Source organism: Streptomyces sp. NPDC088732, assembly GCF_044751205.1.
In the GTDB taxonomy this organism is placed as follows: Bacteria; Actinomycetota; Actinomycetes; order Streptomycetales; family Streptomycetaceae; genus Actinacidiphila.
Genome location: NZ_JBIVLI010000006.1, coordinates 93,070 through 115,929, shown reverse-complemented (window position 1 = coordinate 115,929; position 22,860 = coordinate 93,070). Strand labels below are relative to the sequence as shown.

The 22,860-nt window shown below is 73.5% G+C and carries 24 protein-coding genes and 1 riboswitch; of the genes, 13 read left to right on the top strand and 11 right to left on the bottom strand.

Annotated elements, in window-relative coordinates; translation table 11 throughout:
• Positions 1-181: 181 nt before the first annotated feature.
• Complete coding sequence (locus ACIP9H_RS12785; RefSeq protein ID WP_401584096.1) at positions 182-952, bottom strand: methyltransferase; 771 nt, start codon at positions 950-952, stop codon at positions 182-184.
• An 87-nt stretch (positions 953-1,039) separates the two neighbouring features.
• Positions 1,040-1,528 carry an SAV_6107 family HEPN domain-containing protein gene (locus ACIP9H_RS12780; RefSeq protein WP_401584094.1) on the bottom strand — a complete coding sequence of 163 codons (489 nt, stop codon included), beginning with the start codon at positions 1,526-1,528 and terminating at the stop codon, positions 1,040-1,042.
• A 178-nt stretch (positions 1,529-1,706) separates the two neighbouring features.
• Here ACIP9H_RS12780 and ACIP9H_RS12775 point away from each other — a divergent pair, with 178 nt between their 5' ends.
• From ACIP9H_RS12775 to ACIP9H_RS12755, 5 genes are all read left to right on the top strand, one after another.
• The gene (locus ACIP9H_RS12775) at positions 1,707-2,504 is read left to right on the top strand and encodes an ATP-binding cassette domain-containing protein (RefSeq protein ID WP_401959055.1); all 798 of its coding nucleotides are present in this window, start codon (positions 1,707-1,709) and stop codon (positions 2,502-2,504) included.
• Entirely contained in the window at positions 2,476-4,590 is a 2,115-nt protein-coding gene (locus ACIP9H_RS12770; protein WP_401959054.1) for a YhgE/Pip family protein, read from the top strand. Before ACIP9H_RS12775 ends, ACIP9H_RS12770 begins: the two co-directional genes overlap by 29 nt.
• 34 nt (positions 4,591-4,624) lie before the next feature.
• A complete protein-coding gene (locus tag ACIP9H_RS12765; protein ID WP_401959052.1) occupies positions 4,625-5,236 on the top strand; it encodes a TetR/AcrR family transcriptional regulator in 612 nt (203 codons plus the stop codon).
• A gap of 280 nt (positions 5,237-5,516) precedes the next feature.
• Positions 5,517-6,131, top strand: coding sequence for a DUF4126 domain-containing protein (locus tag ACIP9H_RS12760; protein WP_401584084.1), 615 nt, complete (start codon positions 5,517-5,519; stop codon positions 6,129-6,131).
• A 10-nt stretch (positions 6,132-6,141) separates the two neighbouring features.
• On the top strand, positions 6,142-7,644 hold the full coding sequence (locus tag ACIP9H_RS12755; RefSeq protein ID WP_401959050.1) for a phytoene desaturase family protein: 1,503 nt from the start codon (positions 6,142-6,144) through the stop codon (positions 7,642-7,644).
• A gap of 7 nt (positions 7,645-7,651) precedes the next feature.
• Here ACIP9H_RS12755 and ACIP9H_RS12750 read toward each other — a convergent pair whose 3' ends face one another.
• From ACIP9H_RS12750 to ACIP9H_RS12730, 5 genes are all read right to left on the bottom strand, one after another.
• A complete protein-coding gene (locus tag ACIP9H_RS12750; RefSeq protein WP_401584079.1) occupies positions 7,652-8,674 on the bottom strand; it encodes a hypothetical protein in 1,023 nt (340 codons plus the stop codon).
• A 56-nt stretch (positions 8,675-8,730) separates the two neighbouring features.
• Positions 8,731-9,648, bottom strand: a complete 918-nt coding sequence (gene metF, locus ACIP9H_RS12745; protein ID WP_360911353.1) for a methylenetetrahydrofolate reductase [NAD(P)H] — start codon at positions 9,646-9,648, stop codon at positions 8,731-8,733.
• Between the two features lie 90 nt (positions 9,649-9,738).
• Complete coding sequence (gene thiE / locus ACIP9H_RS12740) at positions 9,739-10,404, bottom strand: thiamine phosphate synthase (RefSeq protein ID WP_401959048.1); 666 nt, start codon at positions 10,402-10,404, stop codon at positions 9,739-9,741.
• 72 nt (positions 10,405-10,476) lie between these two features.
• Positions 10,477-10,842, bottom strand: coding sequence for an Rv2175c family DNA-binding protein (locus ACIP9H_RS12735; RefSeq protein ID WP_360911357.1), 366 nt, complete (start codon positions 10,840-10,842; stop codon positions 10,477-10,479).
• A 101-nt stretch (positions 10,843-10,943) separates the two neighbouring features.
• Complete coding sequence (locus ACIP9H_RS12730) at positions 10,944-12,110, bottom strand: NAD(P)/FAD-dependent oxidoreductase (RefSeq protein WP_401959200.1); 1,167 nt, start codon at positions 12,108-12,110, stop codon at positions 10,944-10,946.
• A gap of 127 nt (positions 12,111-12,237) precedes the next feature.
• A riboswitch (TPP riboswitch) is annotated at positions 12,238-12,350 on the top strand.
• Here ACIP9H_RS12730 and thiO point away from each other — a divergent pair.
• The 6 genes from thiO (at position 12,346) to ACIP9H_RS12700 (ending at position 18,017) form a co-directional block, all read left to right on the top strand.
• Complete coding sequence (gene thiO / locus ACIP9H_RS12725; RefSeq protein ID WP_401959046.1) at positions 12,346-13,512, top strand: glycine oxidase ThiO; 1,167 nt, start codon at positions 12,346-12,348, stop codon at positions 13,510-13,512. It overlaps the preceding riboswitch by 5 nt.
• Positions 13,513-13,517: 5 nt before the next feature.
• Positions 13,518-13,718 (top strand): sulfur carrier protein ThiS, encoded by a 201-nt coding sequence (thiS, locus tag ACIP9H_RS12720; protein WP_401584739.1) that lies wholly within the window; start codon positions 13,518-13,520, stop codon positions 13,716-13,718.
• 5 nt (positions 13,719-13,723) lie between these two features.
• Positions 13,724-14,524 (top strand): thiazole synthase, encoded by an 801-nt coding sequence (locus ACIP9H_RS12715; RefSeq protein WP_401584067.1) that lies wholly within the window; start codon positions 13,724-13,726, stop codon positions 14,522-14,524.
• A gap of 112 nt (positions 14,525-14,636) precedes the next feature.
• Positions 14,637-16,538: a Stk1 family PASTA domain-containing Ser/Thr kinase gene (gene pknB, locus ACIP9H_RS12710; RefSeq protein ID WP_401959044.1), complete on the top strand. Its 1,902-nt coding sequence runs from the start codon at positions 14,637-14,639 to the stop codon at positions 16,536-16,538.
• Between the two features lie 23 nt (positions 16,539-16,561).
• Positions 16,562-17,422: a deoxyribonuclease IV gene (locus tag ACIP9H_RS12705; RefSeq protein WP_401959198.1), complete on the top strand. Its 861-nt coding sequence runs from the start codon at positions 16,562-16,564 to the stop codon at positions 17,420-17,422.
• 97 nt (positions 17,423-17,519) lie between these two features.
• Positions 17,520-18,017: a DUF4396 domain-containing protein gene (locus tag ACIP9H_RS12700; protein WP_401584062.1), complete on the top strand. Its 498-nt coding sequence runs from the start codon at positions 17,520-17,522 to the stop codon at positions 18,015-18,017.
• 15 nt (positions 18,018-18,032) lie between these two features.
• Here ACIP9H_RS12700 and ACIP9H_RS12695 read toward each other — a convergent pair whose 3' ends face one another.
• The gene (locus ACIP9H_RS12695; protein WP_401959042.1) at positions 18,033-18,647 is read right to left on the bottom strand and encodes a sulfite oxidase-like oxidoreductase; all 615 of its coding nucleotides are present in this window, start codon (positions 18,645-18,647) and stop codon (positions 18,033-18,035) included.
• 171 nt (positions 18,648-18,818) lie between these two features.
• On the opposite strand from ACIP9H_RS12695, the gene bfr reads away from it, so the two are divergent.
• Positions 18,819-19,298, top strand: a complete 480-nt coding sequence (gene bfr, locus ACIP9H_RS12690) for a bacterioferritin (RefSeq protein ID WP_360911372.1) — start codon at positions 18,819-18,821, stop codon at positions 19,296-19,298.
• Between the two features lie 9 nt (positions 19,299-19,307).
• On the opposite strand, the gene ACIP9H_RS12685 is transcribed toward bfr, so the two are convergent.
• The 3 genes from ACIP9H_RS12685 to ACIP9H_RS12675 form a co-directional block, all read right to left on the bottom strand.
• A complete protein-coding gene (locus ACIP9H_RS12685; RefSeq protein WP_401584056.1) occupies positions 19,308-19,586 on the bottom strand; it encodes a bacterioferritin-associated ferredoxin in 279 nt (92 codons plus the stop codon).
• 142 nt (positions 19,587-19,728) lie between these two features.
• Positions 19,729-21,078, bottom strand: a complete 1,350-nt coding sequence (locus ACIP9H_RS12680; RefSeq protein ID WP_401584053.1) for a class II 3-deoxy-7-phosphoheptulonate synthase — start codon at positions 21,076-21,078, stop codon at positions 19,729-19,731.
• A gap of 82 nt (positions 21,079-21,160) precedes the next feature.
• The gene (locus tag ACIP9H_RS12675) at positions 21,161-21,667 is read right to left on the bottom strand and encodes a DUF1772 domain-containing protein (RefSeq protein ID WP_401959039.1); all 507 of its coding nucleotides are present in this window, start codon (positions 21,665-21,667) and stop codon (positions 21,161-21,163) included.
• Positions 21,668-21,915: 248 nt separating this feature from the next.
• On the opposite strand from ACIP9H_RS12675, the gene erm reads away from it, so the two are divergent.
• Entirely contained in the window at positions 21,916-22,707 is a 792-nt protein-coding gene (gene erm / locus ACIP9H_RS12670) for a 23S ribosomal RNA methyltransferase Erm (RefSeq protein ID WP_401959038.1), read from the top strand.
• Positions 22,708-22,860 lie beyond the last annotated feature (153 nt).

Sequence of the window (22,860 nt, the reverse complement as noted above, 5' to 3'; positions counted from 1 at the left end):
TAGGCAGGGAATCGCCCCCGTGAAACCCGCCCCACTGCGCCAATCCGACGGGGGAGGTTTTCCCCGTCGAACGCCACGTCATGCCAGCATACGGCCCGGAACCGCTTCTCGGGGGGCGTGTGACGGACTCCTCCCGCTGAGTGACCGGAAGGTGTAAGGGGCCCCGGGCCGGGGGACGGTGTCAGCCGCGCTCGGCCAGCACGTGCAACTGGGTGGCCACCGCGTGGAACGCGGGTTGCTCCGCGGCGGCGAGTTCCAGTCGCAGGAGTGCTTCCTGGGCGCCCGGTTCGGTGTCCACCAGCACGCCGGGGACCAGATCGGCGAAGACCCGCACGCCGTGCACCGCGCCGACCCGCAGGCCCGCGTCGGCGACCAGCGCGGTCAGTTCGCCGGCGGTGAAGCGGCGCGGCACCGGATCGCCCTCGCCCCAGCGGCCGTCGGCGTCGTCGAGGGTGTGCCGGGCCTCGGCGAAGTGACCGGCGATGGCGCGCGCGAGCACGGCCCCGTGGCGGCCGGCGGCGAGCAGGCTCAGGGTGCCGGAGGGGCGCAGGCTGCCGACGGCGTTGCGGATGCCCTCGGCGGGATCGTCCACGTACTCCAGTACGCCGTGGCAGAGCACCACGTCCTGGCTGCCGGCGGGCACGACGTCCAGGAGCCCGTGGGCGTCGCCCTGGACACCGTGGACCCGTTCGGTGACACCGGCCTCGGCGGCGCGCCGCTCCAGGGCGAAGAGCGCGTCGGGGCTGGGGTCGACGACGGTGACGCGGTGACCCAGACTGGCCACCGGCACGGCGAAGTTGCCGGTGCCCCCGCCCGTGTCGAGCACGTCGAGGACGTCCCGGCCGGCGGCCTTGGCCTGCCGGTCCAGCGCCTCGCGCAGCACCTCCCAGACCACGGCAGTACGCAGGGCTGCGCGGGGACGCAGCGGTTCGGTCCCTCCTGGACGGGACATGCGGACGGCTCCTCGCGGGCGGTCGGGGCTCGGGACCGGTCGGCCCGGCCTGGCACCCACTCTAGTGGGCCGCGCGAAGCCTCCCGATCAAGCCGGGCGGTCCACCTGCTGCCGCGGCAGGACGGGCTGCAGCGCGAGCAGGCGCTCGACGAGCCGCAGGAACATCCCGGCGGCGCGGACCAGGTCGTCGGCGTCCCTCCGGGTCACGGCCCCCTGTATGCCCGCCTCGGCCAGGGCCCTGCGCCCGGCGCCCGCCTCGAACAGGGCGCCCCACTCGGCCAGTTCGGGCGCGACCTCGGGCAGCACCTCCCACGCGCTGCGGATCCGCTGCCGGCGCCGCTTCGTCGGCTCCGGGCGGCCGTGCACGGCGAGCACGGCGGCCGCGGTGCGCAGTGCGGCCAAATGGGCGGTGGCGTAGCGGTCGTTGGCGGTCTCCAGCGCGGCGGCCTCCTGGAGTCCCCGCGCGGCCTGGGCGAGCAGATCGAGCGCGGCGGCGGGGGCACCCGCCCTGCGCAGAACGGGATGGACGTCGGTGGCACCGCCGCCGGCGGCGGTCCTGCGAGCTGGCGCGGTCATCACGTACCTCCTGTCTTCGTACGACGTGTCCGACAGTTCCTGGCCTTCGCAACTCATCGTGAAGCACCCCTCTGACAATCGCCCTGACCTGTGCATTCAATGAGGGCAGGCGGAGTGCGCTACAGTTTTTGCACTGACTGGTCAGTTCAAAAACAGGGACGGGAACGGGGGCGGGCGAGTGATCACCGCGGAGGGGTTCGGGCTCGAGGGGCCCCGGGGCTGGACATTCCGGGATGTCACCTTCACGGCACCGGCGGGCAGTCTGATCGCCGTCGAGGGAGCCTCGGGGACCGGCCGCACCTGTCTGCTGCTCGCGCTGACCGGGCGCATGCGGGCCGGCGAGGGACACGCCGAGGTGGCCGGGCACCGGCTGCCGCGGCAGCTCGCCGCCGTACGCCGGGTCGCCGCCCTCGGCCCCGTCGACGGGGTCTGCGAGCTCGACCCCGCGCTCACCGTGGGCGAGCACCTGCGCGAACGGCAGCTGCTGCAACGGCGCTTCGGCGAGTCGCTGCGCGGCTGGGCGCGGCCCCGCGCGGAGCGGGAGGCGGAGGGACGGCTGCGGGTCGCCGGGGCACTGGAGGCGGCCGGACTGGATCCCGCCGCCCTGCCCAAGGCCGAACGTACCGCCGCCCGCGACCTGGAACGCCTGGAAGCCCTGCGCCTGGGCACCGCGCTCGCGCTCCTCGGCCGCCCCGAGGTCCTGGCCGTCGACGACGTCGACCACAAGCTGGGTCCGGCCGAACGCGACGAGGCATGGGCGATGCTGCGCGGCATCGCCGCGGGCGGCACCACCGTGCTGACGGTCTGCACGCGGGCGCCCGAGGACGCCCTGGTGGTCCGTCCGCGCCCACCCGTGGCCGCGACCCGCACCGGGAGCGCGGCAAAGGACGACATCGAGACCGGGGCCGGTGGGAACGCCGGCGCCACGAGCGGGAAGGGGGCGGCCCATGCGCACGCCGAGGCTGGCAGCGCTTGAGCTGAGGAGGTTCGGCAGGGGGCGGCTGCCCCGCGCGGCCATGGTGGCGCTGCTGCTCCTGCCGCTGCTCTACGGCGCCTTGTACCTGTGGTCGTTCTGGGACCCGTACGGGCGGCTGGACAGGATCCCCGTCGCCCTGGTGAACGCCGACAAGGGCGCCACCGTGGACGGGCAGCGGCTCGCCGCGGGCGATTCCATCGCCGAAGGGCTGCGCGGCAGCGCCACGTTCGACTGGCACGAGACCAGCGCCGCCGAGGCCGCCCGGGGTGTCGAGGACGGCACCTATTACCTCTCGCTGACCGTCCCGCCGGACTTCAGCTCCCGCATCGGCTCCAGCGCGGGCCGGCGTCCCGAGAGCGGCGCGCTCCAGGTGCGCACGAACGACGCGAACAACTACATCGTCGGCCAGATCTCCCGGACGGTCTTCTCCGAGGTGCGCTCCGCCGCCTCAGCCAAGGCGTCGCGCGGCTTCTACGACAAGATCTTCGTCTCCTTCTCCGACCTCCACGACCGGACGGTGCAGGCCGCGGACGGCGCGGACGACGTCACCAAGGGGGCCGGTTCGGCCCGGACGGGTTCCAAGGAGCTCGGCGACGGCATCAGCAGCGCCGAGGACGGTGCCCGGCGGCTGGCGAACGGACTGCGCGAGGCGAAGAAGGGCAGCCACGCCCTCGCCGGCGGACTGGACGCGCTGGACACCGGCGCCGTCCGCGTCGCGGCGGGCACCCAGAGGCTCGCCGACGAGGTCAACGGCGCGTCCGACGAACTCGCCTTCGTCAAGAAGCACGTCAAGGAGATCAACGCGGTGGCGCGGCTGGTCGCACGGGGTTCCCAGGACGCGAAGGACGGTCTGGGCGACCTGCCGGGGCAGGCGCAGCGCGCCGCGAGCGACGCGAAGGCCGCCGCCGCCCAGGTGCACGGCGCCTATGCGCAGCAGTGCCCGCTCGGCGCCGTCACCCCCGAGTGCCGGGCGCTGGACAAGGCCGGGGACGCCGCGGACGAGGTCGTGCGGGTCGCCGGCCGGCTCGACACCTATGTGCGCACCCACGACGCCCGACTGGACGGACTCCGCGACGACCTGGGCACGCTGCACTCGGTCGCCGCGGACCTGTCCGACCCGCACCTGGGCGACCGCCTGCAAAGTGCCGTCGACAGCGTCAACGAGCTCAACGCCGGCGCCTGGAAGGTCTCCAAGGGCCTGCACACCGCCACGGCGGGCGCCGGGAGCCTCGACAGCGGACTGACCGGGCTGTCCTCCGGCGCGAACAGCCTGGCCGGCGGCATGTACCGGCTGTCGGACGGCAGCAACCGGCTCACCAGCGGCCTGACCCGGCTCACCGACGGCAGCGACCGGCTCGCCGACGGCCTCCACGACGGCGCCGCGCGGATCCCCGACTACGGCACCGAGGAGCGCGAGGACCGCACCAAGGTGATGGCCGACCCCGTGCGGCTGGCCTCCGGCGCACTGCACAAGGCGCCCAACTACGGCACCGGTTTCGCCCCGTACTTCATCCCGCTGTCCCTCTGGGTGGGTGCCATGGTCGCCTACATGCTGCTGCCACCGCTGAACAAGCGCGCCATGGCGGCGGGCGCCCCCGCGTGGCGCATCGCGGTGGCGGGCTGGCTGCCGGTCGTCGCCGTCGGCGTCCTCCAGACGCTCGCGCTGATGGCCGTACTGCACTGGGCCGTCGGCCTGCGGATGGCCCGCGCAGGGGGCACGATCGGCTTCCTGGTGCTGGTGACCGCCTGCTTCGGCGCGATCGTGCAGTGGCTCAACGCCCGCTTCGGCCCGGCGGGCCGCGTCCTGGTGCTGGCACTGCTCATGCTCCAGCTGACCTCGGCCGGCGGCACCTACCCCGTGCAGACCAGCCCGGGCTTCTTCAACGCCGTCCACCCGTTCCTGCCGATGAGCTACGTCGTCGAGGGGCTGCGGCACCTCATCACGGGCGGGGGCCTGTGGCCGGTGTGGCGGGCCTGCCTGGTGCTGGCGCTGTTCACCGCGGGCGCGCTGGCGCTCACCGCGTGGTCGGCGCGCCGCAAGCAGGTCTGGACGCCGGCCCGGCTGCACCCGGAGCTGTCCCTGTGACGCCAGGGCTGCGCGGCCGTAGACAATCGACGTCATGAACAGTGCACGACGGCAGGCCACCCGGCAGAAGCTCTTCCATGCCGCGGTCACCCTCATCGCCGAGCAGGGCTTCTCCGCCACCACGGTGGACGAGATCGCCGATCGCGCCGGCGTGGCCAAGGGCACGGTCTACTACAACTTCGCGAGCAAGAACGAGCTCTTCGAGGAGCTGCTGCGGCACGGCGTCGGTCTGCTGACCACCTCTCTGAAGGAGGCGGGCGAGACCGTGACCGCCCGCGGCGGCACCCAGGTGGACGCGATCGACGCGATGATCCGCGCGGGCCTGGCCTTCATCGCGGAGTACCCGTCCTTCACGCAGCTGTACGTCGCCGAGTTGTGGCGCACCAACCGGGCGTGGCAGGACACGCTCATGGTGCTGCGCAAGGAGGCCGTGGCCGTCGTGGAGCGGACACTCCAGGCGGCCGTCGAGGCGGGCGAGTTGAGCGACGAGATCGACGTGCCGCTGACGGCGGCCGCCCTGTTCGGGATGGTGCTGGTGGCGGCGCTGGACTGGCTGTCGTTCCAGCCGGAGCGGTCGATCGACGACGTGCACGCCGCCCTGTCCCGGCTGCTGCAGGGCCGGGTCGCGGGCCGGGCCCGCACCTAGCGGCGAAGGGGGCGCGCCGCCCCGGTGCGACCCGGTCCCCCGCCGGGTCGTGCCGGGGTGGCGCTCCCCCGTGGTGCCCCCCGTTCCCGTCCGTGCGCCGCGCCGTTCCGCCGCCCCGTGCCGGCGGTCCCGGCGCCTTGCCCGTCCGTTGACACCACCTTGGCGTCCCGGCGGGGTCGCGCTCATCCGCGCAGGTACTCAAGTGCGCGTCTAGGTACGGATACTCACTCGTGGGCGGTACCGCTCAGCGCCCCGCGCGGCTTCGCTAGCATCAGCGCCCATGTCGGTTCTTCCGCTCGTATTCACCAGCGGCTGGGCGAGCGGGATCAACGCCTATGCCGTGGTCTTCCTTCTCGGCCTGATGGGCGCCACCGGGATCAGCGACGAGGTGCCCCCGGCACTGGAGCGCACGGATGTGCTGGTCGTGGCCGGCGTGCTCTTCCTGTGCGAGGCGGTGGCGGACAAGATCCCCTACGTCGACACCGCGTGGGACGCCGTCCACACGGCGATCCGGCCGGTCGCGGGCGCCGTCGTGGCCGCTCTGCTGGCGGGGCAGAACGGCTCGCTGCCCGAGCTGGCGGCCGGGGCGGTCGGCGGCACGACGGCCCTGGTCAGCCATCTGGTCAAGGCCGGAGTGCGGTTGGGGGTCAACACCTCGCCTGAGCCCGCGAGCAACATCGTGGTCAGTCTCGCGGAGGACGTCGGCGTCTCCGGGGTCATCGTGCTCGCGCTGTTCCACCCGGTCGCGGCGGCGGTCGTCGCGGCGACGCTGCTCGCGGTCGGCGTCACGACGGTGTTCTTCGTGATGTCCCGGATCCGCCGCTCCTGGCGGCGCTGGAGGGAGCGGCGCCGTCAGCGCCGGTCCGGCCAAGGGACTGTCAGCGGCTGGGGATAGGGTCCTGGACATGGCACGGATTGCGGTGATCGGCGCGGGTATGGGCGCCATGGCGGCGGCCGCCCGGCTCGCCACGGGCGGGCATCGGGTGGCGGTGTACGAGCGCGCGGCGTCGCACGGCGGCGCCGTCCGCCGGTACGAGCGGGACGGCTTCGGTTTCGACACCGGGCCCGGTCTGCTGCATCTCCCCGCGGTCTACCGCGACCTGTTCCTGAAGACCGGCAGGAAGAGCCTGGAGGAGAGCGTCGCGCTGTCCCAGGTGGAGCCCGCCGGCCGCCATCTCTTCGCGGACGGCACGGAGGCCGTCCTGCCCAACGCCTCGCGCGGCGGTGTGGTGGCCGCGCTGGACGCCGCGCTGGGCGAGGGCGCGGGCGAGCGCTGGAGCGAACTGCTGGTGCGCGCCCGCGACGTGTGGGACGCCACCCGCAGGCCGCTGCTGGAGGACGCGCTCGCGGTCGGCCCGGCCGCCCTCGGCCGTGACCCGTACCCGGCGGCGCCGGTCCGCCGCGGCCTGTTCCGGCGGGGCGCGCCGACGCTGGCCGAGACCGCCGCCCGCGAACTGCGCGACCCGCGCCTCGCCGCCCTGCTCGGCTCCTACGCCCTGGCCCACGGCTTCGACCCGCGCACGGCCCCGGCGAGCGCCGCCGTGCTGCCGTACATCGAGCAGACCTTCGGCTCCTGGTACGTGCGCGGCGGGATGCGTGCGCTGGCGGACGCCGTGTACGAGCGGTGCCGGGAACGGCGGGTGGAGTTCCACTTCGGCACGGGCGTTGCGGCGGTCGTGGAGAAGGACGGCCGCGCCGCGGGACTCGAACTCGCCGACGGCACAAGGGTGGAGGCCGACCAGGTCGTCGCGGGCGTCGCGCCCCGGGTGCTGTCGGCACTGCTGCCCGGCTCCGGGGAAGCCGTCCCGCCCGGCCTGGACGGCGAGGGCCCCGGCCGGCTGACGGTGTGCCTGGCGCTGCGCGGTGCGCGGCCCGGCGGCACCGCACACCGCACGGTCGTCCACGCCCCCGACCAGGCGGCGGAGGCGGCGGCCCTGGCACGCGGCGAGCTGTACGAGCGGATGACCGTCACGGTGCTGCGGCCCGACGACGACACCCTGCGCCCCGACGACGCGTCGGAGGCGGTCACCGTCAGCGCGACCGTGCCCCCGCAGGGCGGCGCCGGCGGGCAGGACTGGAACGCCCCCGGCCTCGACGACCGGTACGCCGACGCGGTGCTGTCGGCGGCCGCGGCCGCCCTGCCGGACCTCGCGGACCGCCTGCTGTGGCGCCGGGTGCACACCCCGGCGGACACCGAGCGGGAAACGGGGCTCCCGGGCGGCCGGATCCCCCGTCCCGCCCTGGCCGGCGCCGACGGGGCGCACCTGCACCCCGACAACCGCACTCCGGTGCCCGGACTGCACGTCGTCGGTGGCTGGTCCCACCCCGGGGGCGGGCTCGCGCACACGGGCATGTCCGGGGCCATCACCGCCGACCTGATCGCGGGCGGCCCCGGCGGCAGCCGCTGAGGCCCCGCTAGTTGTAGCGGTAGGGGTCGTACGGGTCGTACTGCCCCTGGCCCGGCTGGCCCTGCTGCTCGTGCGGCTGCTGCTGTTGCTGTTGCTGTTGCTGCTGGTCGTAGGAGTTCTGCTGCTGCGGGATGTACGGCTGCTGCTCGGCGCCCTGCTGCGGCACCCAGACACCGCCCGCGGGCGTGTCGTAGCCGTACCCCTGCTGCTGCCCGCCGGCGCCCTGACCCTGCTGGTACGGGTCCTGGTAGCCGCCGTAGGTCCCGTACGCCTGCTGGGTCTCCCAGCCGCCGGTCTGCTGCGGCTGCCCGTAGGCGTCGTACGAGGCCGCAGCGGGCTGCTGCTGCGCCCCGTTGTTCCAGTCGCCGTAGCCGGTGGTGCCGTAGCCCTCGTAGCCGCCGCCGTTGTACGGATCGGCGGCGGTGTACCCGGGCTGCGGCTGCGCGTTGTACGCCGGGTACTCGCCGCTGTCCTCGTGCAGCGGCATCGGCTGGTAGACCTGCGTGGAGTCCATGCCCTGCGCGCCCGGGACGCCCTGTGCACCCTGCTGCGGGCCCGCGTAGACGTCGTACGACTGCCCGGCGGCCGCGCCGTCCGGGACACCGGCGCCGGGGTCCCCGGCCGGATCCTGGGTCACCGGCTCGGCGGTGTAGCCGTCGTGGCCCTCCGCGGCCTCGCCGCGCGCGCCCCGGCCGCGGCGTCCGCGGCGCGAGGCCGGCGCGGGCTCGTCGTCATCGTCGCCGTCGTCGGCGCCGCCGCCGTCGCGGTCGCCCTTGGGGACGTTGAGGGCCCATCCCTCGACGAAGCCCCGCCGGTAGGAGAGCGTGACGAAGGTCTGACCGGCGCCGAAGGCGAGCGCACCCAGGACGATCACGACGACGGACGGCAGGTAGACGCCGAGGACGACGCCCATGAATCCCGCGAAGGCGAGCAGTCGCCACCTGAGCCGGGCCTTGTACTGGAGCAGCACTTCGCCGAGCAGCCACAGCGCGACCACGCCGAAGGCGATGTAGAGCACTGTGTAGGCCATGAGAGCACTTCCTCACCGTTCACCGTCGTCGGCCCACCGGGGCGGCGGCTCCGCCCTCACGACCTCTGGTGCAGTCCCAGATTCTCGTAGATTTCCAACGACGCCGTGGAGTGATTAAGGGTAATGAAGTGCAGCCCGGGAATGTCCTCGGCCATCAGCCGCCGGCACATCTCCGTCGCGTACTCGACCCCGATCGCCCGCACCGCGGCCGGATCGTCCTTGACCGCGAGGATACGGTCCGCGAGCTCCGGCGGGAAAGGCGCGTTGCCCAGCTGCGCGAAGCGCTCGATCTGGCGCACGTTCGTGACCGGCATGATCTCCGGAATGATGGGCGTCTCGCAACCGCCCTTACCGACCCGGTCACGCAGCCGCAGGTAGTCCTCCGCGTCGAAGAACATCTGGGTGATGGCGTAGTCGGCGCCGGCACGGCACTTGGCGATGAAGTGACGCGTATCACTCTCCCAGTCGGTCGAGCGCGGGTGCATCTCCGTGAAGGCCGCGACGCCGACGCAGAAGTCGCCCGACTCCTTGATGAGCCGGACGAGTTCGTAGGCGTAGTCCACACCCTCGGGGTGCCGCTGCCACTCCCCCATCGGGTCGCCGGGCGGGTCGCCGCGCAGCGCGAGCATGTTGCGGATCCCGGCGTCGGCGTACTGGCCGATGATGTTACGCAGCTCGGCGACGGAGTGGTCGACCGCGGTCAGGTGCGCCACGGGCGTGAGGGTGGTGTCGGAGGCGATGCGCTCGGTCGCCCGGACGGTGCCGGACCGCGAGGTGCCGCCCGCGCCATAGGTGACGGAGACGAAGGTGGGGCCGACCGCCTCGATGCGGCGGATGGCGTCCCAGAGCGTCCGTTCGCCCTTCTCGGTCCTCGGTGCCATGAACTCGAAGGAGTACGAGCGCTGTCCCGAGGCCAGCAGCTCGCGAATGGTGACCGCGTGATCGGTCCTGGTGGAGGCGGTTCCGAGGGCCATGCGCCTCAGGCTAGCCGCGGGGGGCGGGGCGCCCCAACAGGACGCGGGGAAATGTTCACTCCCTGGACAGGCCGGACGCGGCCGGTCCGCTCAGCCGGTGTACGAGCGCACGCGCTTGGCCAGCTCCGCGGCGGCCGCGCCGGGGTCCTCGGCCTCGGTGACGGCACGGACGACGACGATCCGCCGGGCGCCGGCGTCCAGCACCTGCTCGACGTTGTCCAGGTCGATGCCGCCGATCGCGAACCACGGCCGGTCCGTGCCGAGCCCCGCCGCGTACCGGACGAGGCCGAGCCCCGGCGCGGGGCGGCCCGGCTTGGTCGGGGTGGGCCACACGGGCCCGGTGCAGAAGTAGTCCGCACCGGGCTCCACGGCGGCCGCGGCCGCCTCGGACTCGGAGTGGCACGACCGACCGACGAACGGGGAGCCGGCGCCGGAGCCGAGGATCGCCCGCGCGGCCCGGACCGGCAGGTCGCCCTGCCCCAGGTGCAGGACGTCGGCATCGGCCGCGTGGGCGACGTCCGCGCGGTCGTTCACCGCCAGGAGCGCACCGTGCCGCCGGCACGCGTCACCGAGGACCGCGAGGTACTCCAGCTCCTCGCGGGCCTCGATGCCCTTGTCACGCAGCTGCACGATGTCGACCCCTGAGGCCAGCACCGCGTCCGCGAACGCCGCGAACTCGTCGATGCCGCCCTGGCGCCGGCGGGCGTCGGTGCACAGGTAGAGCCGGGCGTCGGCGAGGCGCGTGCGGACGGTCATGCGGTGGGTCCCCCTCGGGTGCGGTACGTGCGGTCGGTACGAACGCGGTGGTGTCCGGGGTGTCCGGGCAGGTCAGACGGCCAGCGCCTGGGCCCGGCGCTTCACCTCGGTCCCGCGGTTCTCGCGCAGGGCCTGCACCGGGGTACCGGGCAGGCTCTCGTCCGGGGTGAACAGCCACTCCAGGGCTTCCTCGTCGCTGAACCCGTCGTCCTTGAGCAGGTTCAGCGTGCCGGTGAGGCCCTTCACGATCTTCCCGTCGCCGATGAAGTCGGCGGGGACCATGAGCACCCTGTTCTCCCCGCGGCGCACCGCGATGAGCAGCCCTTCCTTGATCATCTGGCGGACCCGGGTCACCTCCACGTCGAACTGCTCGGCGATGTCGGGGACGGTCAGCCAGGAGGGTACGAGGGCATCAATCTTTGCGTCGATCTCGGTCACAGGACAAGCGTGCCATCCCGGACCCGTACCGCGGTACTCGTGGCGTCCACCAGGGGCATGCGGGGCCCCCGGCGGCAGGCCGGGCCGGCTGTCCGAACCGGTCAGAGGACGGCGGCCCGCAGCTGGACGGCGGGGTCGGCGAGCAGGGTCCGGTCGACCCGGGCCTCCCGGGCGATGAGCTTGCGGGCCTGGGCCAGGTCGCGCGGGCGGCCCACCGCGAACAGCGCGACGAGCACGTCGCCGCGCAGCCACAGCACCGACCAGGCGGGGCCGTCCGGGTCGCCCCGCAGCAGCATCTCGTCGGATGCGCCGTGGTAGCCCGCGTACTGCACGAAGCGCCCGAACTGCTCGGACCAGAAGTACGGGACGGGGTCGTAGGCCTCGTCGCCGCCCAGGATGTTGGCGGCCGCGGTGCGGGGCCCCTGGACGGCGTTGTCCCAGTGGTGGATGAGCAGCCGCCGGCCGTACCGGGCGGAGGGGAAGGAGGCGCAGTCCCCGACGGCGTACACGCCGGGCACGGAGGTGCGCAGCCGGTCGTCGACGAGGACCGCCCGGTCCGGGCCGAGGTCGACCCCGGAGCCGGCGAGCCAGTCCGTCGCCGGCCGGGCGCCGATGCCGACGACGACGGCCTCAGCGGCGATCTCGTCGCCGTCGGCGAGCCGGACGAGGCCGGGTTCGACAGCGGCGACCGCGGCGCCCGTGCGCAGTTCGACGCCCGCCTCCGCGTACCAGCCGCGCATCCGGTCGGCGATCCGCTCGGGCAGCACGCCCGCCAGCGGCCGGTCGGCGGCCTCGACGACGGTCACGGCGCAGCCGGCGTTCCGGGCGGCCGTGGCGAACTCGGCGCCGATCCAGCCCGCGCCGACCACGACGACCGTCTTCCGCGCCTCCAGGACCGGGCGCAGCCGGGCGGCGTCGTCCAGGGTGCGCAGCATGTGCACGCCGGGCACCCCCGCGCTGCCGGGCAGCACGATCGGCTCGGCGCCGCTCGCCACGACGAGCGTGTCGTACTCCACCGGGCCCGCGTCGGTGAGCAGTTGGCGCTCGTCCGGGCGCAGCGCGCTCGCGTGCCTGCCGAGCAGCAGCTCGACGCCGATGCCGCCGAAGTCCACCTCCAGCAGCGCGCCCGGGCCCTCGTCGGCGCCGAAGAGGACCCCCTTGGACAGCGGCGGCCGGTCGTACGGGGGATGCCGCTCCGCGCCGAGCAGCGTGATCGTGCCGCCCCACCCCTGCTCGCGCAGGGACACGGCGGTCTGCACCCCGGCCATCCCGGCCCCGACGACGACGGCTCGCTGCTCGCTGCTGCTGGTCACGCTGATCACCGTAACCCCGGGTGGCGCGCGCTCCGGTAGCGGCGCCCTACTCGCCCTCAGGAGTGCGTACTAAAGTGGCGGTCGAAGCACTCGCGGGAGCCCGGCGCACCGGGCTGAGAGGGCGGCTGGCCGGCCGCCGACCGTACGAACCTGATCCGGGTCATGCCGGCGAAGGGAGGAGCGGAACACCGTGCAACGTCATGACGCGTCCCACCCGGCCGACGCGGTCGTCGTCGGCGGCGGGATCATCGGACTGGTCACCGCCTGGAGGGCGGCCCTGCGCGGACTGCGCACGGTGGTCGCCGATCCCGAGCCGGGCGGCGGCGCCGCCCAGGTGGCCGCGGGGATGCTGGCCCCCGTCACCGAGCTGCAGTACGGCGAGCAGGCCCTGCTCGACCTCAACCTCGCCGCGATCCGCCGCTATCCGGCGTTCGCGGCCGAGCTGGAGGAGACCACGGGCCTGGACCTCGGCTACCGGGCGTGCGGCACGCTCGCCGTCGCCCTGGACGCCGACGACCGGGCGGAGCTGCGCGAACTGCACGCCTTCCAGACCTCCTTGGGACTGAGCGCGGAGTGGCTGAGCGGGCGGGAGTGCCGTCGCCTGGAGCCGATGCTCGCGCCCGGTGTGCGCGGCGGGCTGCGTGTCGACGGCGACCACCAGGTCGATCCGCGGCGGCTGGTGGCGGCGCTGCTGCGGGCCTGCGAACTGTCCGGGGTGGTGTTCCGCCGTGCGGCGGTGGCCGGGGTGGACGTCACGGGCGACCGGGCGCGCGGGGTGGTGCTCGACGACGGAACGGTGCTGGCCGCCGGGCAGACCGTGCTGGCCGCCGGGAGCCGCAGCGGCCTGCTCGGCGGGCTGCCCGAACACCTGCTGCCGCCCGTGCGCCCGGTGAAGGGCCAGGTCCTGCGGCTGCGGGTGCCGGCGGCGTACGCGCCCTTCCTCTCCCGCACGGTGCGGGCCGTGGTGCGCGGCGCGCATGTCTACCTCGTGCCGCGGGAGAACGGCGAGCTGGTCGTCGGCGCCACCAGCGAGGAGATGGGCTGGGACACCACCGTCACGGCCGGCGGCGTGTACGAGCTGCTGCGCGACACCCACGAGCTGGTGCCGGGCCTCACCGAACTGCCCCTGGTGGAGACGGTCGCGGGACTGCGGCCCGGCTCCCCCGACAACGCCCCGATGCTGGGCCGCACCGCACTGGACGGCCTGCTCGTCGCCACCGGCCACCACCGCAACGGCGTGCTCCTCACCCCGCTCACGGGCGACGTGATGGCGGAGGTGCTGACGGGCGGCGAACCGCCCGAGGTGGCCCGTCCCTTCTCCCCCGGCCGATTCACCCCTCAGGAGCAGTACGCATGACCGCGATGACCGTCTCCGTCAACGGCGAGCCGCACGAGGTGACGCCGGGACTCACGCTCGACCGGCTGGTCGCCGGTCTGACCACCGCCCCCTCCGGTGTCGCCGCCGCGCTCAACGAGACCGTGGTGCCGCGCGGGCAGTGGCCCGCAACCGCGCTGTCCGAGGGCGACCGCGTCGAGGTCCTGACCGCTGTGCAGGGAGGCTGACCGCCATGGCCGACGACCCGCTGACCATCGCCGGAACGGCCTTCGGCTCCCGCCTGATCATGGGGACCGGGGGCGCGCCGAGCCTGGAGGTACTGGAGCAGGCACTGCTCGCCTCCGGCACCGAGCTCACCACGGTCGCCATGCGGCGGCTCGACCCCACGGTCAAGGGCTCCGTGCTGTCGGTGCTGACCCGCCACGGCGTCCGCGTCCTGCCCAACACCGCCGGCTGCCGGACGGCGGGCGAGGCCGTCCTCACCGCCCGGCTGGCCCGGGAGGCCCTGGGCACGGACTGGGTGAAGCTGGAGGTGATCGCGGACGAACGCACGCTGCTGCCCGACCCGGTGGAGCTGCTGGACGCGGCCGAGACGCTGGTCGACGACGGCTTCACGGTGCTGCCGTACACCAATGACGACCCTGTGCTGGCGCGCCGCCTGGAGGACCTCGGCTGCGCAGCGGTCATGCCGCTGGGGTCGCCCATCGGCTCCGGCCTCGGCATCCGCAACCCGCACAACTTCGAGCTGATCGTGGAGCGGGCCTCCGTGCCGGTGATCCTCGACGCGGGGGCGGGCACGGCCTCCGACGCGGCGTTCGCGATGGAGCTGGGGTGCGCCGCGGTCATGCTCGCCTCCGCGGTCACCCGGGCCCAGGAGCCGGTGCTCATGGCCGAGGCGATGCGCCACGCCGTGGAGGCCGGCCGGCTCGCCCACCGCGCGGGCCGCATCCCGCGGCGACGGCACGCCCTGGCCTCCTCGCCCGCCGAGGGCGTCGCGGCGTTCGACCCGGAGCGGCCGGCCTTCGGCGCGTGAGGCACCGCGCCGCCGTGCCCCCGTGCCCCCGCGCGCGGTGCGCCGCGTCACTACGTTGCCGCATTAGCCCAAAGCGGCTATGGCGAACACCGTAAACTGCACCTTTGTGGATATGACCCTTCAAGACCCGCTGGTCGGGCGCACGCTCGACGGCCGCTACCGGGTGGAGGCCCGGATCGCGGTCGGCGGGATGGCGACGGTCTACCGAGCGCTGGACACCCGCCTGGACCGTGTGCTCGCGCTGAAGGTGATGCACCCGGCGCTGGCGGCCGAGCCCGGCTTCGTGGAGCGCTTCATCCGCGAGGCGAAGTCCGTGGCGCGGCTGGACCACGCCAATGTGGTGCAGATCTACGACCAGGGCGCCGACGGCACCTACGTGTACCTGGCGATGGAGTACATCGCGGGCTGCACGCTCAGGGACCTGCTGCGGGACCGGGGCGCGCTGCCTCCGCGCGCGGCGCTGGACGTCCTGGAGCCCGTGCTCGCGGCGCTGGGCGCGGCGCACCGGGCGGGCCTGGTGCACCGCGACATGAAGCCGGAGAACGTCCTCATCGGCGACGACGGCCGGGTGAAGGTGGCGGACTTCGGCCTGGTCAGGGCCGTGGGCGCGCACACCACGACGACCTCGACCACCGGCGTCGTGCTGGGCACCGTGTCCTACATGGCCCCGGAGCAGATCGAGAGCGGCACGACCGATCCGCGCAGCGACGTGTACGCCTGCGGTGTGCTGCTCTACGAGATGCTCACCGGCGGCAAGCCCCGGGTGGGCGGCACGCCGATGCAGGTGATCTACCAGCATCTGAACGAGGACATCCCGGCGCCCTCGGCGACCGTGCCGGGACTGGCGCCGGCGCTGGACGCCCTGGTGGCGAACGCGGCGGCCCGCGAGCCCGCGCTGCGTCCGGCGGACGCGGTGGAGCTGCTGGCCCGGCTGCACACCACGCGCGCCGCCCTGACCCCCGCGCAGCTGGACGCCGTTCCGCCCGCGGCGCACGCCCCCGCGCCGCCGGTGGCGGGCACGGAGGAGGCGACCGCCGTGGTGCACCGCACGACACGGCTGGAGATGCCGGCGGAGCCGACGCGGCGGCAGCCCGTCCCCGGCCCCGGGCACGCGTCCGCCGGTGCTCCGAGGCTGCGGGCCCGGCCGGGCATGATCGCCGTGGTGGTCGTCCTGCTGCTCGTCGCGGGCATCGGCGCGGGCGTCTGGTACATCAACGACGGCCAGTTCACGAGGACGCCCGCGGTGCTGAACCTGGCGCGGGCGGACGCCGAGGCGCAGTTGCGGGCCGCCGGGCTCCAGGTCGAGGTCGTCGAGGCGTTCGACGCGGCCACCCCGAAGGGCAAGGTCAGCGGCACCGATCCGGGCCCGGGCACGCGCATCCGCGACGACGGCACGGTCACCGTCACCGTCTCCAAGGGCCCGGCGCAGGTGAAGGTCCCGGACGTGACGGGCAAGTCGCTGGCCCGGGCCCGGGAGGAGCTGGCGTCGGCCGGCCTGACGGCGGGCCGGGTGACCCGGGAGTTCAGCGACGGCGTCCGGCAGGGCGACGTGATCTCCACCGACCCGGGCGGCGGGACGACCCGCAAGCCGGACTCCGCGGTGGCGCTCGTGGTCAGCAAGGGCGCGCCGGTGGACGTTCCCGATGTCGTCGGCGCACCGCTGGAGGTCGCCCGCAGAGCGTTGCAGGAGGCCGGTCTGCGGGTGAAGGTCGCGCCGCAGCGGGTCTTCTCCGACCAGGCCGACGAGGGTGCGGTCGCCGCGCAGGGCACGCAGGCGGGGCAGCAGCTGGCGGCCGGCGACACGGTCACCCTGACCGTGTCCAAGGGCCAGCAGATGATCGAGGTCCCGGACGTCCAGGGCAAGGACGCCGACGTCGCCCGTCAGGAACTGAAGGCCGCCGGGTTCGACGTCCGCGTGATCCGCTTCTTCTTCACGGGTCAGGTCAGCAACCAGTCCCCTGCCGGGGGCAGCCAGGCACCGAAGGGGAGCACGATCACGCTGTGGGTGAGCTGACCGACTCCCGTGCGGCCGCCGTCGTGCGCAATCCGGTCGGCGGGCATGTGCCGGTCGCCGGGGGCCTGGCCGCCACGGGCCTCGCGGCGGCCGCGCGGCTGGGCGCGGAGGCCGTGCAGGTCTTCGTCGCCAACCCGCGCGGCTGGGCCACTCCGGCCGGCGATCCACGGCAGGACGAGCTCTTCCGCGAGCACTGCGCGGCGGAGGGGATCCCGGCCTACGTCCACGCCCCCTACTTGATCAACTTCGGTTCGCACACCGCGGCCACCGTCGACCACTCGGTGGACTCGCTGCGGCACTCGCTGCGCCGGGGCCGCGGCATCGGGGCGCTCGGCACGGTCGTGCACACCGGGTCCGCGACCGGGGGACGCCCCCGGGAGACGGCCCTGGCGCAGGTGCGGGAGCGGATGCTGCCGCTGCTGGACGAGCTGACGCACGAGGACGACCCGTGGCTGCTGCTGGAACCCACGGCGGGCCAGGGCTCCTCGCTGTGCGCGCTGGTGGAGGACCTGGGCCCGTACTTCGAGGCGCTCGACCGCCATCCGCGGCTCGGGGTCTGCCTGGACACCTGCCACGTCTTCGCGGCCGGGCACGACCTGGCGGCGGCCGGCGGGGTGAAGGCCGTGCTGGACGAACTGGTCGCCACGGTCGGTCCGGGCCGGCTGCGCCTGGTCCACGCCAATGACTCCAAGGACGTCGTCGGCGCGCACAAGGACCGTCACGAGAACATCGGCGCCGGTCACATCGGCGCCCCGGCCTTCGCCGAGCTGTTCGGCCACCCCGCGGCCGCCGGTGTCCCGCTGATCGTGGAGACCCCGGACGGCCCGGACAAGACGGGGATGGCCAGGGACGTGGCCACGCTCCAGGCGCTCCGGGACGCGTGACACCCGTGGGCGGGAATACCCCGTGGGGGTATGTTGTTGGAGATCTGCGACCGAGCGGGACCCCCGCCACCGGACGCGCACACGAGGGAGATGCACAATGCAGCACCTCGAGCACGCACACGAGCCGCACGCCTCCTCCGCGCACCACCACCCCGCGGCGCCCTCGGGCTGGCCCGACGCCGCGCGCGCGACCCTGCACTGCCTGACCGGCTGTGCGATCGGCGAGATCCTCGGCATGGCCGTCGGCACCGCGCTCGGCTGGCACAACGTGCCGACCATGGTCCTGGCCATCGTGCTGGCCTTCGTGTTCGGCTACGCGCTCACGATGCGCGGGGTCCTGCGCGCGGGCGTGGACTTCCGTACCGCGCTGCGGGTGGCGCTGGCCGCCGACACCGTCTCGATCGTCTTCATGGAGCTCGCCGACAACGGGACGATCGCGGTCTTCCCGGGCGCCATGGACGCGACGCTCGCCGACGCGCTCTTCTGGATCAGCCTGGCGCTGTCCTTCGTGGTGGCGTTCCTGGTCACCACGCCCGTCAACAAGTGGCTGCTCGGCCGCGGCAAGGGCCACGCGGTCGTCCACCGGTACCACTGAGCACCGGGGCGCGGGCTACAGCTCCGGCCCGTCTCCGGGCTCCTCCTGGTACGAGTAGCGCTGCTCGGACCAGGGGTCGCCGACGTTGTGGTAGCCGCGCTCCTCCCAGAAGCCGCGGCGGTCGGCGGTCATGTACTCCACGCCCCTGACCCACTTGGGGCCCTTCCAGGCGTAGAGGTGGGGCACGACCAGCCGGGCCGGGAAGCCGTGCTCGGCGGTCAGCGGCTCGCCGCCGCGATGGGTCGCGAATATGGACGTGCCGGCGGCGAAGTCCGACAGCCGCAGGTTGGAGCTGAAGCCGTACTCGGCCCACACCATCACGTGCGTGGCCTCGGGTGCGGGCGGCGCGAGCCGCAGCATCTCGGCCGCGGCGACCCCGCCCCACTCGACGCCGCGCATGCTGAACTTGGTGACGCAGTGGAAATCGGCCATGACCGTCGCGTACGGCAGCGCCGAGAACTCCTCGTGGTTCCAGGCGTGCTTGGCGCCGTCGGCCGTGGCGCCGAAGACCTGGAAGTCCCACCGGTCGGGCTTGAACCTCGGCACCGGGCCGTAGTGGGTGACCGGCCAGCCCCGCTGGAGCCGCTGCCCCGGGGGAAGCGCTCCCTCGTGGCGTTCGGACGGACCCATGCGTCCATGGTGACAGACCGGATGCCGTGCTACCGACCACCTGTGGGGCATATCGCTTCTTTACGGATGAATCGGTCGACCGGGGTAAGTGTGGACTTACTGGATCGGCCCCGCCCGGCGGTGCGAGGATGCGCGCATCGTGTCGATTTCTCCGGAAAGGACGGGTTTGCCATGCAGGGCGACCCCGAGGTCATCGAGTTCCTGAACGAGCAGCTGACGGGCGAGCTCACCGCCATCAACCAGTACTTCCTGCACGCCAAGATGCAGGAGAACTTCGGCTGGACGAAGCTCGCCAAGTACACGCGGCACGAGTCGTTCGACGAGATGAAGCACGCCGAGGTGCTGACCGACCGCATCCTGTTCCTGGAAGGCCTGCCCAACTACCAGCGGCTCTTCCATGTGCGGGTGGGACAGACCGTGACGGAGATGTTCCAGGCCGACCGCCAGGTCGAGGTGGAGGCGATCGACCGGCTCCGGCGCGGCATCGAGGTCATGCGGGCCAAGGGGGACATCACCTCGGCCAACATCTTCGAGGACATCCTCGCGGACGAGGAGCACCACATCGACTACCTCGACACGCAGCTCGAACTCGTCGAGAAGCTCGGGGAACCGCTGTACATCGCCCAGCTCATCGAGCAGCCGGACAGCTGAACCGTCCGGTCAGGCGGCGCTCGCCGCGGCCGGCAGCGGCGCGGGCACGGGCGGCGCGACCGGCAGGGCGGTGGGGCGCGGCGCCGGTGCGGAGCTCCCGACGGCGGGCACGCCGCGGCCCGCCCAGCTCTCGCCGCGGCCGAGAAGCGCCTGGATGCGGCGTACGCAGGAGCCGCAGTCGGTGCCCGCCTTGCAGGCGGAGGCTATCTGCCGCGGGGTGCAGCGCCCGGCGTCCGCATGTTGCTTGACCTGCTCTTCGGTGATGCCGAAGCATGAGCAGACGTACACGCGCTCTCACCCCCGTTTCTCGCTTCCGGCTCAGGTTAACCTAACCTTACCCGGCCATCGAGTGGCTGAAAACCGTCGAAGGGGCGCGGATCGATGTGATCCGCGCCCCTTCGCGTGTCCGCCTGCGGGCGGTGTCAGCGGGTCACTGCCCGCGGTACATCTCGGCCACCAGGAAGGCCAGGTCGAGCGACTGGCTGCGGTTGAGCCGCGGGTCGCAGGCCGTCTCGTAGCGCTGGTGCAGGTCGTCGACGAAGATCTCGTCGCCGCCGCCGACGCACTCGGTGACGTCCTCGCCGGTCAGCTCGACATGGATGCCGCCGGGGTGGGTGCCGAGGGCGTGGTGCACCTCGAAGAAGCCCTTGACCTCGTCCAGGACGTCGTCGAAGCGGCGGGTCTTGTGGCCGGAGGCCGCCTCGAAGGTGTTGCCGTGCATCGGGTCGCACACCCACGCCACCTGGGCGCCGGAGGCGGTGACCTTCTCCACCAGGTTCGGCAGCAGGTCGCGCACCTTGCCCGCGCCCATGCGCGTGACGAACGTCAGCCGGCCCGGCTCGCGGTCAGGGTCCAGCCGGTCGATCAGTGCCAGCGCCTCCTCGGGCGTGGTCGTCGGGCCGAGCTTCACACCGAGCGGGTTGCGGATCCGGGACGCGAACTCGATGTGCGCGTGGTCCATCTGCCGGGTGCGCTCGCCCACCCACACCATGTGCGCGGAGACGTCGTACAACTGGCCGGTCCGCGAGTCGACGCGGGTCAGCGCGCTCTCGTAGTCGAGCAGCAGCGCCTCGTGCGAGGAGTAGAACTCGACGGTCTTGAACTCCTCCGGGTCCGCGCCGCAGGCGTGCATGAAGTTCAGCGCGCGGTCGATCTCCCGGGCCAGGGCCTCGTAACGCTGCCCGGACGGCGAGGACTTGACGAAGTCCTGGTTCCAGGCGTGCACCTGGCGCAGGTCCGCGTAGCCGCCGGTGGTGAAGGCGCGCACCAGGTTCAAGGTGGCGGAGGACGCGTGGTACATCCGCTTCAGCCGGTCCGGGTCCGGCACGCGGGAGGCCTCGGTGAAGTCGAAGCCGTTGACCGAGTCGCCGCGGTACGTCGGCAGGGTCACCCCGTCGCGGGTCTCCGTCGGCTTGGAGCGCGGCTTGCTGTACTGGCCGGCGATCCGGCCCACCTTCACCACCGGCACGGAGGCGGCGTAGGTGAGGACCGCGCCCATCTGGAGCAGGGTCTTGAGCTTGCTGCGGATCTGGTCGGCGCCGACGTGGTCGAAGGCCTCGGCGCAGTCGCCGCCCTGGAGCAGGAACGCCTCACCGCGGGCCACGGCCCCCATGCGGTCGCGCAGCTGGTCGCACTCGCCGGCAAAGACGAGAGGGGGATAGGACTCGAGTTCCGCGATCACTCGGCTCAGCGCCTCGGTGTCGGGGTACTCGGGCTGCTGGGCCGCGGGCAGAGAGCGCCAGGTGTTGCGCCCGGCGAGGGAATCAGCGTTCACGGTCACGCACCCCACATTACGTGGTTGTGTCCGGTGCTCGGCGCACCGGACCAGTGAATGAGACGGCGATTCCACATCGCGTACGGCCTCAGGAACCGGCCGCGCCGGCCCGTCCGCTGAGGACGAGCGCCCAGGCGAGGCAGCCGAGGGCGCCGGTGCACAGCAGGGTGCGCACCAGGTTCCAGCGCACCCAGGCGGCTTCGAAGCGCTCGCGGACGGCGGCGGGATCGGTCATCGCACCGGGCGGGCCGGCGGCGTCCAGCCGGTCGTTGAGCGGGATGCTGACGGCGAAGGTGACGACGAGCACGAGCAGGTAGCAGACCGTACCCGCGACCACCCAGGGCAGGACCGTGCGCGCGCCGTCGCGGACGCAGAGCACCGCACCCGCGGCACCGAGCAGCAGGGCGCCCGCGAAGACCAGCAGGAACCAGCCGTTCTGGATGGCCGCGTTGATCCGCTGCATGGCCTCGACCAGGGTCCGGTCGCCGGTCATGGCGAGGCCGGGCATGACGGCGACGGAGAAGGCGAAGAAGAGGCCGGCCATCAGGCCGGTGGCGACCGCGGCCGCCGCGAGGACTGCGTCTCGAGACGTCATGGCACCAGTGAAAGGCCGGCACGGTGAGACGGGACATGGCCGGAAGGCTCGTTCCCATACGCGAGCGTCCACGGGGGCACCGCGAACAGCGCCGCGGAAAACCGGGTGCGCCGGGGCGGCCGCCCCCGATAGCGTGCCGTGCATGGGTTGGCACTGGATTCGGACGCGCCGGGCATAGCCGCGGCGCACACCGCCGCGGCATCGGGTCCACCGTCGGAGCCATTCCACATGTCGCGGAGTACACACCCATGTCTGACCACCAGTCCCTGGTGGGCGGCCGGCACGAGCTCGGCCAGAACTTCCTCATCGACCGTACGGTCCTCGCCTCCATCGAGGCCCTCGTCGCCCGCACCAGCGGCCCCATCGTCGAGATCGGGCCCGGCGACGGCGCGCTGACCGTCCCCCTCAGCCGGACCGGCCGCCCCCTGACGGCCGTCGAGATCGACCCCCGGCGCGCACGGCGCCTGGCCCGGCGGCTGCCGCCGGGCGTGCGGGTCGTCAACGCCGACGTCCTGCGGTACCGCCTGCCGAGCGAACCGCATGCCGTCGTCGGCAACCTCCCGTTCCACCTCACCACCCCGATCATGCGGCGGCTGCTGTCCGCCGGCGGGTGGGAGTCCGCCGTCCTGCTCGTCCAGTGGGAGGTCGCCCGCCGCCGCGCGGGCGTCGGCGGGGCCAGCATGATGACCGCCTCCTGGTGGCCCTGGTACGACTTCGTCCTGCACTCCCGGGTGCCCGCGCGGGCCTTCCGCCCGGTGCCGTCAGTCGACGGCGGCCTGCTGACCGTCGCCCGGCGCACGGACCCGCTCGTCCCCCCGGGCGAGCGGCGCCCCTACCAGGCGTTCGTCCAGCGGGTCTTCACCGGACCGGGGCGCGGCGTGCGCGAAGTCCTCGCGCGCACCGGCCGGTTCGACCGCCGGGAGCTGCACGTGTGGCTGCGCGCCGAGCGCCCCGCGCCGGCCGCGCTGCCCAAGGACCTCACGGCGCGGCAGTGGGCGTCGCTGTGGGCACTCGCCTCGTCGGGCGCCGGCCGGAGGTGAGCAGGGTGCGCGGCGGCGGAATGCGTTATCGTGCACAACATGTACGCACAGCAGACGCACCTGCAGTGGTGGTGGACCGCGGATCCGGCGGCCCACTAGCGACGCGTACCACTTGACCGACGCGAAGGCCGCCCGAAGGGCGGCCTTCGGCGT

Coding starts and splice junctions, on each gene's coding strand:
- ACIP9H_RS12785 (WP_401584096.1), bottom strand. CDS start 952: ATGTCCCGTCCAGGAGGGACCGAACCGCTGCGTCCCCGCGCAGCCCTG.
- ACIP9H_RS12780 (WP_401584094.1), bottom strand. CDS start 1,528: ATGACCGCGCCAGCTCGCAGGACCGCCGCCGGCGGCGGTGCCACCGAC.
- ACIP9H_RS12770 (WP_401959054.1), top strand. CDS start 2,476: ATGCGCACGCCGAGGCTGGCAGCGCTTGAGCTGAGGAGGTTCGGCAGG.
- ACIP9H_RS12765 (WP_401959052.1), top strand. CDS start 4,625: ATGAACAGTGCACGACGGCAGGCCACCCGGCAGAAGCTCTTCCATGCC.
- ACIP9H_RS12760 (WP_401584084.1), top strand. CDS start 5,517: ATGTCGGTTCTTCCGCTCGTATTCACCAGCGGCTGGGCGAGCGGGATC.
- ACIP9H_RS12755 (WP_401959050.1), top strand. CDS start 6,142: ATGGCACGGATTGCGGTGATCGGCGCGGGTATGGGCGCCATGGCGGCG.
- ACIP9H_RS12750 (WP_401584079.1), bottom strand. CDS start 8,674: ATGGCCTACACAGTGCTCTACATCGCCTTCGGCGTGGTCGCGCTGTGG.
- metF (WP_360911353.1), bottom strand. CDS start 9,648: ATGGCCCTCGGAACCGCCTCCACCAGGACCGATCACGCGGTCACCATT.
- thiE (WP_401959048.1), bottom strand. CDS start 10,404: ATGACCGTCCGCACGCGCCTCGCCGACGCCCGGCTCTACCTGTGCACC.
- ACIP9H_RS12730 (WP_401959200.1), bottom strand. CDS start 12,110: ATGGCCGGGGTGCAGACCGCCGTGTCCCTGCGCGAGCAGGGGTGGGGC.
- thiS (WP_401584739.1), top strand. CDS start 13,518: ATGACCGTCTCCGTCAACGGCGAGCCGCACGAGGTGACGCCGGGACTC.
- ACIP9H_RS12715 (WP_401584067.1), top strand. CDS start 13,724: ATGGCCGACGACCCGCTGACCATCGCCGGAACGGCCTTCGGCTCCCGC.
- pknB (WP_401959044.1), top strand. CDS start 14,637: ATGACCCTTCAAGACCCGCTGGTCGGGCGCACGCTCGACGGCCGCTAC.
- ACIP9H_RS12700 (WP_401584062.1), top strand. CDS start 17,520: ATGCAGCACCTCGAGCACGCACACGAGCCGCACGCCTCCTCCGCGCAC.
- ACIP9H_RS12695 (WP_401959042.1), bottom strand. CDS start 18,647: ATGGGTCCGTCCGAACGCCACGAGGGAGCGCTTCCCCCGGGGCAGCGG.
- bfr (WP_360911372.1), top strand. CDS start 18,819: ATGCAGGGCGACCCCGAGGTCATCGAGTTCCTGAACGAGCAGCTGACG.
- ACIP9H_RS12675 (WP_401959039.1), bottom strand. CDS start 21,667: ATGACGTCTCGAGACGCAGTCCTCGCGGCGGCCGCGGTCGCCACCGGC.
- erm (WP_401959038.1), top strand. CDS start 21,916: ATGTCTGACCACCAGTCCCTGGTGGGCGGCCGGCACGAGCTCGGCCAG.